11 protein-coding genes are annotated in these 11,517 nt (G+C 64.0%); 7 read left to right on the forward strand and 4 right to left on the reverse strand.

All coding sequences use genetic code 11. The annotated features are described in order from the left end of the window. Nucleotides 1-24: 24 nt before the first annotated feature. The 3 genes from L1277_RS13130 to sufU all read left to right on the forward strand — a co-directional run bounded on the left by L1277_RS13130 (nucleotide 25) and on the right by sufU (nucleotide 2,983). Nucleotides 25-1,068, forward strand: coding sequence for a LacI family DNA-binding transcriptional regulator (locus L1277_RS13130; RefSeq protein ID WP_253376960.1), 1,044 nt, complete (start codon nucleotides 25-27; stop codon nucleotides 1,066-1,068). A 164-nt stretch (nucleotides 1,069-1,232) separates the two neighbouring features. Continuing rightward, a complete protein-coding gene (locus tag L1277_RS13135; protein ID WP_253376961.1) occupies nucleotides 1,233-2,543 on the forward strand; it encodes a cysteine desulfurase in 1,311 nt (436 codons plus the stop codon). Beyond that, nucleotides 2,540-2,983 (forward strand): Fe-S cluster assembly sulfur transfer protein SufU, encoded by a 444-nt coding sequence (gene sufU / locus L1277_RS13140; RefSeq protein WP_253376962.1) that lies wholly within the window; start codon nucleotides 2,540-2,542, stop codon nucleotides 2,981-2,983. The genes L1277_RS13135 and sufU overlap by 4 nt, the downstream gene beginning before the upstream one ends. 24 nt (nucleotides 2,984-3,007) lie before the next feature. Here sufU and L1277_RS13145 read toward each other — a convergent pair whose 3' ends face one another. The 3 genes from L1277_RS13145 to L1277_RS13155 form a co-directional block, all read right to left on the reverse strand. Next, nucleotides 3,008-3,934, reverse strand: a complete 927-nt coding sequence (locus tag L1277_RS13145) for an LLM class F420-dependent oxidoreductase (RefSeq protein ID WP_253376963.1) — start codon at nucleotides 3,932-3,934, stop codon at nucleotides 3,008-3,010. Further along, nucleotides 3,931-4,851 carry a site-specific DNA-methyltransferase gene (locus L1277_RS13150; RefSeq protein ID WP_374110242.1) on the reverse strand — a complete coding sequence of 307 codons (921 nt, stop codon included), beginning with the start codon at nucleotides 4,849-4,851 and terminating at the stop codon, nucleotides 3,931-3,933. Before L1277_RS13150 ends, L1277_RS13145 begins: the two co-directional genes overlap by 4 nt. 245 nt (nucleotides 4,852-5,096) lie before the next feature. Beyond that, a complete protein-coding gene (locus tag L1277_RS13155; RefSeq protein WP_253376965.1) occupies nucleotides 5,097-6,146 on the reverse strand; it encodes a lipoate--protein ligase family protein in 1,050 nt (349 codons plus the stop codon). A gap of 75 nt (nucleotides 6,147-6,221) precedes the next feature. On the opposite strand from L1277_RS13155, the gene L1277_RS13160 reads away from it, so the two are divergent. Beyond that, on the forward strand, nucleotides 6,222-6,845 hold the full coding sequence (locus L1277_RS13160) for a histidine phosphatase family protein (protein WP_253376967.1): 624 nt from the start codon (nucleotides 6,222-6,224) through the stop codon (nucleotides 6,843-6,845). Between the two features lie 10 nt (nucleotides 6,846-6,855). Here L1277_RS13160 and L1277_RS13165 read toward each other — a convergent pair whose 3' ends face one another. Further along, nucleotides 6,856-7,731: an alpha/beta fold hydrolase gene (locus L1277_RS13165; RefSeq protein ID WP_253376968.1), complete on the reverse strand. Its 876-nt coding sequence runs from the start codon at nucleotides 7,729-7,731 to the stop codon at nucleotides 6,856-6,858. Between the two features lie 95 nt (nucleotides 7,732-7,826). Between L1277_RS13165 and L1277_RS13170 the strand changes: the two genes are divergently transcribed. The 3 genes from L1277_RS13170 to L1277_RS13180 all read left to right on the forward strand — a co-directional run bounded on the left by L1277_RS13170 (nucleotide 7,827) and on the right by L1277_RS13180 (nucleotide 11,354). After that, the gene (locus L1277_RS13170; protein ID WP_253376969.1) at nucleotides 7,827-8,252 is read left to right on the forward strand and encodes a MarR family transcriptional regulator; all 426 of its coding nucleotides are present in this window, start codon (nucleotides 7,827-7,829) and stop codon (nucleotides 8,250-8,252) included. Between the two features lie 5 nt (nucleotides 8,253-8,257). Beyond that, on the forward strand, nucleotides 8,258-9,655 hold the full coding sequence (locus L1277_RS13175; protein ID WP_253376970.1) for an MFS transporter: 1,398 nt from the start codon (nucleotides 8,258-8,260) through the stop codon (nucleotides 9,653-9,655). Between the two features lie 229 nt (nucleotides 9,656-9,884). Then, the gene (locus L1277_RS13180; RefSeq protein ID WP_253376971.1) at nucleotides 9,885-11,354 is read left to right on the forward strand and encodes an HNH endonuclease signature motif containing protein; all 1,470 of its coding nucleotides are present in this window, start codon (nucleotides 9,885-9,887) and stop codon (nucleotides 11,352-11,354) included. Nucleotides 11,355-11,517: the final 163 nt, after the last annotated feature.

Below are 11,517 nucleotides of genomic sequence, written 5' to 3' on the forward strand. Positions count from 1 at the left end.
GGGGTTCATTAAGGGGGTGATCGCATGACGACGCAGGATTCTCTCTCTGCGCGCCCCGTGGCATCCGCTGGGCAATCACCGACATTGGAAATGGTGGCTGCACGTGCCGGTGTCTCGCGAGCGACGGTGTCCCGCGTCGTCAATGCGTCACCCAAAGTGACCCCGGAGGTTGTCGAGCTCGTACAGAGCGCGATCGCCGAACTCAACTACGTGCCGAATCGGGCGGCGAGGTCACTGGCCAGTCGAAAGACCCAGGTCATTGCCCTCGTCGTTCCCGAATCGACAGCGAAGGTCTTTGACGACCCGTTCTTCGCAGCCGTCGTGCAAGGTGTTGCCCTGCACCTCGCCGACACCGACTACACGCTCAACCTGCTCATCGCGTCGGAAACGAAGTCGGACAAGACACGTCGGTACCTGCTCGGCGGCAACGTCGATGGTGCTCTCGTCGTCTCGCACCACTCCGGCGACCACTCCTACACGCGCCTCGGTTCCACGCTGCCGATCGTCTTTGGTGGGCGCCCCATCAACCCGGAGTCGGCCGAGGGCCACTACGTCGACGTCGACAACGTCGCGGGTGCCCGAGTGGCCACCGAGCGGCTCGTTGCACGTGGCTGCCGCTCGATCGCCACGATTGCCGGGCCACAGGACATGCCGCCGGGCATCGACCGGCTCGCCGGCTGGAAACAAGCCCTGGGCGCCGCAGGTCTCGACGATTCACTCGTCGAATTCGGCGATTACTCCCCCGCAGACGGAGCCGCAGCCATGCGGCGACTACTCGCCCGCAAAGTGCCGATCGACGGACTCTTCGCGTTCTCCGACCAGCTCGCCGCTGGCGCATACTCGGTCATCCGCGAAGCCGGTCTCTCCATCCCCGGCGACATCGCCGTTGTCGGATACGACGATGACCGCCACGCCGGCACTGTCGATCCGCCACTCACCACGGTCAACCAGGCGCCGGTCGCGATGGGCGCGAAGATGGCCGAGATCGTCGTTCGGCTCATCAACGGTGAAGAGGTCGAGACCGCCACGACCATGCCGACGCGCCTCGTTCTGCGCGAATCCGCCTAGCCGGTTCGCACCATCACGGTGGTCCTTCCCAGCCGCGGGGAGGACAATAGGGGAATACCCGAGCGCGAAAAGCGCTTGTCGAGAAGAGACGTCGACCGGCGTGCCCAGCGCGCAATCGTCGATGTGCTTGTTCCGTGCCCCGAAATCAAGATCGTGAGTTGTGCATGTCCCACCCCGCAGGAACGACGGAGCTCACCGGCTCCCTCACCGATGACGAGGTGCTCGTCCTCCGTCGCGACTTCCCCGCGCTGAATCAGCAGGTACACGGCAACGACCTCGTCTACCTCGACTCCGGCGCCACGTCGCAGAAGCCGCTTCGCGTCCTTGACGCAGAGCGCTTGTTCTACGAACACGACAACTCGGCGGTCCACCGTGGCGCACACACCCTCGCGGCCAATGCAACCGAACTGTTCGAAAACGCCCGCGCCACCGTGGCGCGGTTCGTCGGCGCCCGCGACAATGAGATCGTCTGGACCGCCAATGCCACCGAGGGCCTCAACCTGATCGCGTACGGATTCTCCAACGCCAGCCTCGGTCGAGGTGGAGCGGATGCCACGCGGTTCGCTCTGCAGTCCGGTGACGAAATCCTGACAACAGAAGGCGAACACCACGCCAATCTCGTGCCCTGGCAGGAACTGGCGGCGCGCACCGGCGCTACCCTGCGCTACATTCCGGTGAATGACGACGGCACCCTGCGCATGGACGAGGCCGAGCGACTCATCACCTCGCGCACCAAAATCGTCACATTCACCCACGTCTCCAACGTCACCGGCGTGATCAACCCGGTGAAAACGCTCGTGCGCCTCGCCCACGCCGTCGGCGCATTCGTCGTCCTCGACGCCTGCCAGTCCGCACCGCACCGCACCCTGGACCTCGCGGCCCTCGACGTCGACTTCGCGGTCTCCTCCGGCCACAAGATGCTCGCCCCGACCGGGATCGGCGTGCTCTACGGCCGCGCCGAACTCCTCGACGCGCTCCCCCCGTTCCTCACCGGCGGTTCGATGATCACCACAGTGACGATGGAGAGCTCGGGTTATCTGCCCGCGCCGCAGCGGTTCGAGGCCGGCACCCAGAAGGTCTCGCAGGCTATTGCCCTCGCGGCCGCTGTCGACTACCTCAGCTCGGTCGGAATGGACCGCATCGAACGCTGGGAATCCGAACTCGGCGCTCGACTGGTCGACGGCTTCGCGGCGATCCCCGGCGTCCGCGTGCTCGGCCCGGGGTCCGGCGTCCACCGGGCTGGTCTGGCCAGTGTCGACGTTGACGGAGTGCATGCCCACGATGTCGGACAGTTCCTCGACGATCGCGGCATTGCCGTCCGCGTCGGCCACCACTGCGCCCAACCGCTGCACCGGCGCTTCGGCGTAACGGCATCGACCCGCGCCAGCGCCTACCTGTACAACACCACGTCGGATGTCGACGCGGCGATCGACGCCATGGCTTCGGTGCGCTCGTTCTTCGGGGTCTCGTCATGACGTCGGGCGATCTCGCTGGCATGTACCAGCAGGTCATCCTCGAACACTCGCGTGAGAAGCACGGTTTCGGACTTCACAGCGAAGCGGATGCCTCCAGCCACCAGCTGAATCCCACCTGCGGCGACGAACTGACGATGCAGCTTCACCTCGACGGCGATGTCGTTCGGTCGATCTCTTGGGAAGGAGCGGGTTGTTCCATCTCGATGGCGTCGGCGTCGCTCCTGCACGATCTCGTTCCCGGTCTGACCATCGCGGAGCTGCACGCGCGCATCGGCTTGTTTCGTGAGCTGATGCATTCCAAGGGTGCCGGTGTCGACGACGACGAGCCACTCGGCGATGCCGTCGTGCTCGAGGGCGTCTCGAAGTACATGGCGCGTGTGAAGTGCGCCATGCTCGCGTGGGTGGCCCTCGAGGCCGACCTCGCCCAGCTCGCGAAATAGCGGGAGCCAGGCGAGAACCTCGCGCTAAGCGAAGTGCGGAGTGACCTCAGCAGCCAGGAACTCGAGGTGCTCGAGGTCTGAAAGATCAAGGATCTGCAGGTAAACGGTCTCCACTCCATCGTTCTGCAGAGCGCCAAGCCGATCGATGATCTCGCTCGGGGTTCCGGCGAGTCCGTTGGTCCGCAGCTCGCCGGTCTCCCGTCCAATGGCGGCAGCGCGACGCTCGTACTCCGCCTCGGTGGAGCCCGCTGCGGTGACAAACGCGGCCGAGTAGGTCAGGTCATCGGGGTCGCGCTCAATCGCCTCGCATGCCCGGCGCACACCCTCAAACGTCGGTGCGATCTTCTCGAACGGCACGAACGGTGCGTTGAACTCGGTGGCGAATCGCGCAGCCATGGCCGGGGTGCGCTTCGGACCACCGCCTCCGACGATCACCGGGACACGACTTTGAACAGGCTTCGGCAGCGCGGGCGAGTCGGTCAGCGAGTAGTGCTTCCCGTCGAAGGAATAGGTCTCGCCGACCGGCGTCTCGAACAAGCCGGTGATGATCTCGAGCTGCTCCTCGAGCATGCCGAAACGCTTCGGCGGGAATGAAATTCCGTAAGCGGCATGTTCTTCCTCGTACCAGCCGGTGCCCAACCCAAGTTCCACACGACCATTCGACATCTGGTCGACCTGCGCGACCTGAATGGCAAGAATCCCGGGCACACGGTACGTGACACTGGAGACCAGGGTGCCGAGGCGGATGCGGGATGTCTCGCGCGCCAGCCCCGCCAAGGTGGTCCAGGCATCCGTGGGTCCCGGCATTCCGGAGAAGTGGTCACCCATTTTGAGGTAGTGGTCGCTCCGGAAGTAGGCGTCGAACCCGAGCCGCTCGGCCGCTTGGGCAATGGCCAGCTGGTCGTCGTAGGTTGCGCCCTGCTGGGGTTCGGTGAAGATGCGGAATTTCACGCCTGTCCTTTCTGTTGGTCGAGTGTTCGCCAGTCCACGTCCACGGCGGCGAGCCGTGAACGCATGACGGCGATGGCTTCAGGATTCTGGTCCATCAGGATGAAGCGCCGGCCGAGGGCGCTGGCCACAGCACCCGTCGTGCCGCTCCCCGCGAAAAAGTCGAGAACCACATCTCCTTCCCGGCTCGATGCCTGGATGATGCGGCGCAGGATGCCCACCGGTTTCTGAGTGGGGTACCCCGTCTTCTCCTTGCCGGTAGGCGAGACGATGGTGTGCCACCAGACGTCGGTCGGCAGCTTGCCGCGCTCCACTTTCTCGGGAGTGACGAGGCCAGGGGCCATGTACGGTTCACGGTCGACGGCGTCTGAGTTGAAGTAGTACGTCTTCGGGTTCTTCACGTAGACGAGGATGGTGTCGTGCTTGGTCGGCCACTTACTCTTCGACTTGGCGCCGTAGTCATATGCCCAAATCAGTTCGTTGAGAAAACAGTCGCGCCCGAAGATCGCGTCGAGTAGTACCTTGGCGTAGTGCGCCTCGCGGTAGTCGAGATGCAGGTAGAGCGTGCCGTCGTCGGCGAGCAACCGCCACGCTTCGAGAAGCCGGGGTTCGAGAAACGTCCAGTAGTCGTCAAAGGTGTCGTCGTATCGCCGCAATTCTCCGCGAATCCGCTCATAACTCTGGCCCTTAAAACCGGTGCTGCCGCCCTCGGCGACTCGAACGCTCGACGTGACGTGACGCTGCTGTTCCCGCCCGGTATTGAAGGGCGGATCGATGTAGATGAGGGTGACGGATGCGTCGGGCAGCGTGGGCAGGAGAGCCAGGTTGTCACCCTCAAGAACCACGTTCGCCGTGCGGGGCTCTTCGTCGTCGACCACGATGCTGACGGTGCCACCGAAAATACTTTCCGAATCAGGCATACCACCGGGCACTGGAGCGGGTGCCGGGATGTGCGATTGCCGGTCGCGCTCGACCTGGACCTGATGACGCATGGGCGCGAAAATCTCGTCACCCACGCCGGCGATGCCGGCGATCCCGCCAGTCAGGGTACCGCTCGGTCGCTGTCGTTTCGGTGACCGGGGGTGATATCCCTCGGGCAACTGCTCGTTCGGAAGGAATCCGGTCGACGGTATTGCATCGGCGCCCGGCTCGTCGGTAGGAGACGTCACGGAACCCGATTCAGCCAGGCGTCGGTCGAGAACTTCGACGCGACGGCAGCCTCGGCAGCGGCATATTCCTCGGGCGTTATGTCGCCGGGAACCGCGTCGGTGAGACTCACGAACGTGGCCTTCATGCGCTCGATGATCTCGGCGCGGCTGAGTCCGGTCTGGCTCCGCAACGGGTCGACCCGCTTCGCGGCCGACGTTGTTCCTTTGTCGCTGAGCTTCTCGCGGCCGATGCGCAGGACCTGCGCCATGAGTTCACCGTCCATGTCGTAGCTCATAGTCACGTGGTGGAGCACCGCGCCGTTGCCCAGCCGCTTTTGGGCGGCACCGCCGATCTTCCCGGCCGGGCTCGTGATGTCGTTGAGCGGCTGGTAGGTGGCTTCGATGCCGAGCGACCGCAGTGCGGTGAGCACCCAGTCGTCGAGGTACGCGTAACTGTCGGCGAATGTCATGCCTTTGACAAGCTCGGCGGGCACGTAAAGCGAGTATGTGATGATCTGGCCCTTGCCCATGAGCATGGCACCGCCACCCGTGATCCGGCGAACCACCTCGAAGCCGTGTGCTTTCGCCTGCTCGAGGTCGACTTCGTTCTTCACCGACTGGAAGCTCCCCAGCACGACCGCTGACTCGTCCCACTCCCAGATGCGCAGGGTGGGGCCGCGGCGGCCGGCTCCGACTTCAGCGGTGAGGACCTCGTCAAGCGCGAGGTGCATGCGCGGGGATACCGATTTGGCGTGAATGAGTTGCCAGGAGAAATCACGCCAGTCAGCCGCGCCGGAGAGCGACCGGCGTATCGCGGTTGCGATCGATTCGGGGCTGAAACCGAGCAGGGTCGTTCCTTCGGGAAGCCCGCGGCGGATGGCGGCGGCCAGCGCCGTGGCATCCGTTTCTGCCGGAAGTCCGTTCACGGCACGATCGATGTCTTCGAGCGCGCTGTCAGGTTCAAGAAAGAAGTCACCGGCCAGTCGAAAGTTTGAGATGAGACCATCGTCGACATCGAGGTCGACGACAACAAGCTTGCCGCCGGGAACCTTGTACTCACCATGCATATGTCCAGCCTAGTCTTGGCCGGTCATGCCCGCCGGGGACAGAATGATTTGACCACGAGGCGCACAATGGAAGCTATGACTACTCTGTTTTTGGCCCGCCATGGCGAGACCGTGTGGCACGCGGATCACCGGTACGCCGGCATCGCCGACGTCGAACTGAACGAGAACGGGCTCCGTGAGGCCGAAGCGCTGGCCCTGTGGGCCAAGGACGCTCGACTCGACGCGATCTATTCGTCAACGCTGAGCCGCGCCGTCCTCACGGCGGAGCCGAGCGCCCGGGCGACGGGGAAGACCGTTGAGACTGACCCGGACCTGATGGAGGTTGCCTTTGGCGTCGGCGAGGGGAAGACGCTTGATGAACTGCGTCCCGAGTACGCCGCCGAGGTTGACGCATTTGTGGCGACGCCTGCTGAGTCGGTCCTGCCCGGTGGCGAGAAAGGCCTCAACGGCATCGTCCGTTATCTGCGGGCGTTCGACCGGATCGAAGCCGCATACCCGACCGGGCGCGTGCTCATCACGTGCCACGGAACGGCCCTGCGCCTGACCCTGTGCGCGCTGCTCGGCATCGATCCGAACCGGTACCGCGACCTCATGCCGGTCGTGCAGAACTGCGCGGTCACCGCGCTCGATTACACGGCAGGCGCCGCACGGCTCTACGCGTTCAACGTGCCCGCCGACGCGGCAGCGCACCGGTACTAACCTCACGCGGTCAGCGCCCACTGTGCGCGTGGGCGTCGAGCCACTGCACCAGGTCGCCGATGATCTCGTCCCGATTCGTCTCGTTGTAGATCTCGTGCCGCGCGCCCGGGTAGATCTTGAGCGTGACGTCACTGAGCTTCGCCCGCTTCACGTAGGCGTTGCGCAGAAGGGTAAGGCCTCGGGTGCCGCCGAATGGGTCATCGGATCCGCCCTGAATCAGCATCGGGGTGTCACGCGGCATCTTTCTCGGCGGACGCCCGAGGTACACGAGTGCCTGCACCGTATTCCACGCCGGGGTCACACCGATATCGAAGTTCAACTCGTCGGCGGTGAACGCCGCCCACACGGCCTCGTCCCGGCTGAGCCACTCAAGCCCGGTTGCAGTCGGTGACTTCCACCTGCGGTTGTAGTTGCCAGCACCGACGATGCCCAGCACTGCCAGCGACGTCCCGGAGAGGACGACGGCGTCGTACAGCGGTGTCCGGTTGACGATCTTCTGACCCATCATTGAACCCCAGCTGTGCGCGAGCAGTACGAGCGGCAGTGCGGGATTTTCTTCACGAATTCGTTCGCCAACGACCTGAACCGCATCGGTCGCCGCGCGAGTCGGTCGTTCGCCGAGCTTGCCCACCCCGAGGTGACTCGCACCGGTCTGGCCGTGACCTCGGTGGTCATCTGCGGCAACCGTGTAGCCCGCGGCATTAAGCTCCCGAGCCAGCGGCGCGTAGCGACGAGCATGCTCCCCTACCCCGTGGCTCACGTGGATGACCGCCTTCGGATTCGGGACGGCCCAGACGTAGTAGTAGATGGTGACCCCATCGGCGTCGACTACCGTCCGTGTTTCCGGCGCCGAAGCATCCGTTTGCCTGCCATCATCGTTGACCATGCCCATACCCTAGCGGGGTCGCAGCGGGTGCATCGTTCATTAGCAGAGCTAAGAAGTTCTTTACCTATGCTAACTATTTTGCTATACTGTTTCTTGTGGCAAAAACTATCGCTGAGCAGGCTTCTGACCTACGAATGAGCACCTTTCGGCTGGCTCGTCGACTTCGCGCCGAACGCGCAGACGACGAACTGAGTGACGGGCAGCTCTCTGTACTCTTCGGGCTTCGGGCGACCGGCGCTCACACGTTGAGCGAGCTCGCCGAGCGTGAGCACGTCTCCGCACCGTCGATGAACCGCACGGTCAATTGCCTCGAAGAAGCCGGGTACCTGACGAGGGTTCCCGATGCTACCGACAAACGCAAAGCCCACATTTCATTGACGGATGCCGGCACCGGCCTCGTCAAAGACACCGTCAAGAAGCGAGATGCCTGGCTTCACAACCAGTTTCGCGCCCTCGACCACGCAGACAGAGAAATCCTGGCGCAAGCCGCAGACCTGATGAGGAGACTCGCCACCCAGTGAGTGCAATGTTCCGATCGCTTTCGAGCTACAACTACCGTCTCTGGTTCATCGGCGCCCTCGTGTCGAACATCGGCGCGTGGATGCAGTCGACCACCCAGAGCTGGGTGGTTCTCACCGTCCTGACCGACAACGATGCCGTCGCGGTCGGCATCACCATGGCCCTGCAGTTTGGCCCGCAGCTCCTTCTCGTGCCGATCACCGGGCTCATCGCTGACCGGTTCGACCGCCGCAAGATCCTGATGATCACGCAGAGCGCACTGATGCTCCTCGGCGTGGCGCTCGGGCTCCTGCTCATCCTCGGGCACGCTGAACTCTGGCACCTCTACGTCTTTGCGCTACTCCTCGGCATCGTGAACGCGGTTGACGGCCCCGCGCGGCAGACCTTTGTTTCCGACCTGGTCGACGAGCACAACATGTCGAACGCCGTGGCGCTCAACTCCGCGTCGTTCAACGCAGCGCGCATGATCGGCCCGGCACTCGCGGGACTGCTCATCGTCGTCATCGGTTCGGGGTGGGTCTTCATCGTCAACGGTGCCACCTTCCTGGCCGTGCTCTTCGCCCTCTATAAGCTCCGTGCCAACCAGTTGCGCTCTCGCCCACGTGCCCCGCGTCAGCGCGGACAGCTCGTCCAAGGCTTCCGCTACGTGATGAGTCGCCCCGACCTTGGCGTCATCTTCGTGATCGTGTTCATCATGGGTGCTTTCGGCATGAACTTCCCGATCTTCGCCTCAACGATGGCTGTCGAGCTCGGTGGCGGTGCCGGCGACTACGGGTTGCTGTCCTCTATCCTCGCGATCGGGTCACTGACCGGTGCCCTCCTCGCGGCACGTCGCGACCGTGCACGCATGCGGGTCATCATCGCCGCCGTCGGGCTGTTCTCGATTGCCGCCTTTGTCGCGTCGGTGATGCCCACCTTCTGGACCTTCGGCCTCGCCCTGATCTTCATCGGCTTTGCAACGGTCACGATGCTGACAACGGCGAACGCATTTGTACAGACGACGACGGATGCCACGGTGCGCGGCCGCGTCATGGCGCTGTACATGGCGGTCCTGATGGGTGGCACGCCGCTCGGCGCGCCAATCGTCGGTGGCATCGCGAATGCCTGGGGACCTCGATGGGCTCTCGCAGCGGCGGGGCTCGCGGCGCTCATTGCATGTGCGTTTGCGCTCACCTGGGCTGTTGTGGCGCGCCAGCTGCGCCTGCGGGTGCACCCCGATTCGCGGTGGCGCCTGGTCGTCACGCACGCCGGTCGGCCACTGCCGGTGTCGTCGATCGTGCCGGAAGACTTCTCTGAGGAGGTTGCTCTGACCTCGCCCATCTCGCTGCCCGATCTGGCGCGGCGACCGCGGCCCGAGGCACAGGCCCGCGAGAATGCGGGCGTCGGGGCACCCCAACGACGCTAACCCCGCAAACCGGTTACCGCTCACCCGTCGGCTGATTCCCGGTTGAGGCTTCCTCAACTCTGGGTGTCGGTGGTGGGTGATGTACTGGAGTCATGAACGAGGCAGTTCGACACCCAAGGATCCGCAACCGTGCGGCCCAGTGTTGCTCGCGCTTCTGCCCGCCTGTCACATTCGCTGGCCATCTCGGCGTTCGCATCGGTGTCGGGGGTCGGTTGTCGTGACTCTTGCGGTGAGTGACTTTCCGTCGGCGTCGGGGCCGGATGGTGAAGTATTGCTCACCGAGCTGCTGCAGCGTGAGGGTGAGGTTCTCACCGCGCTGGATGTGGACCATCTTGACCGACTGGACAGTGATCGTTTGTTGTCGCAGATGAGTCTGGTGGCACATTTGGTTCGCGGCGGTGAGGCAGTGCTGGCGGCGATGAGCGCCGAGGTCGCTGTTCGTTCGGACCCGGTCCGCGGCACCGACGGTCTCGCGGCGAAGCATACCTATCAGCGGCCGTCACAGTTGGTTGAGGTCGTCACAGGGGTGTCAGCGGCAGCGGCGTCGCGGTTGATCCGTGTCGGCCAGAAGACGTCTCCTCGGCTCAGTGATGCCGGCTTGCCGTTGCCCGTCCTGTTCCCCTTCGTCGGTGAGGCGCTCCGTGAGGGTCTGATCGGGGTAGAGGCGGCGGAGAACATCACGCGGGAGCTGACCTTGGCGGCTCCTCGTGCTGCGGTCGAGCACCTCGCGATCGCTGAGGCGTCTTTGGTCGGCCAGGCAGTCGGCGGGGGTTGGCGTGACGGGTTGCCTCTATCGGCAGATCTGGTTGGGGTGCAGGCGAGGTTGTGGCGCGACCGATTGGACGAGGACGGTATTGAGCCGAGGGCGCAGAAAGCGTTCGAGAAGCGCGATTTCTGGATTTCACGGAGCGCGACACCGGAGGGGTTGGTCAGATTCGGGGGCCAGGTCACTGTTGATGTGGGCACGAAGCTACACGCTTTGTTTGATGCGATCCTCAGCCCCCGCACCGACTGCCGCTACCTCCCACCCGATGAGGACACCGCCGAGTCCGTTGACGGCACTGGCACTGGCACTGACACTGACACTGACACTGACACTGAGTTGCCGAGTGATGGCACGGACCCGGCTCGTGATGCGGGCTTGCGGGATGTGCGGTCCGCCGGGCAAAAGCGGGCTGATGTGTTCGCGGCGATGATTGATGCGTTGGCCCGGTCTGCGGATGTGCCGACAGTCACTGGGGCTTCGCCCACAGTGGTGGTCAGTGTCACCGCGGATGTTCTGGAACGCCAGGCCGGGACCGGGCAGATCGTCGGCATCAACAGCCCGGTCGCGTTCTCCACTATCAAGCAGATTCTCTGTGACGCCAGTGTTGTGCCGGTGTTCCTAGACCCGGACGGCAGCGTTGTCGCGTTGGGAAACAACCAGAGACGGTTCAACCGGTCGCAACGGTTGGGGATGATCGCGAGAGACGGGCCTACCTGTGCGATGGATGACTGCCAGATCCCGGCGACCGGTTGTGAGGCGCACCACATCCAGGAATACAGCGAAGGCGGACCAACCCACATTGATAACGGTGCGCTGTTCTGCTGGTTCCACCACCGGATGATCGACACCGGCGTATTCACCGTGACTATGGTCAACGGTAAGCCCAAGGTCAGCATCGCTGACTGGATCCGCCGCAAACCCTACTTCCAATAATCAAGGGCGGGTTAACCACGAAAGCCACCCGAACGATGGGGGCTTTCGTGGGGACATACTCGTGTCGTGCGTTAAATGCGAAGAGCCCGTCCTGGTGTGGGCGGGCTGTGTGTTGGTGGGTTAAATGCGAAGAGCCCACCCCTTGGGGGTGGGCTCTTCTAAG

The sequence above is a fragment of the Okibacterium sp. HSC-33S16 genome, from assembly GCF_024171565.1.
Taxonomy (GTDB): domain Bacteria; phylum Actinomycetota; class Actinomycetes; order Actinomycetales; family Microbacteriaceae; genus Mycetocola_A.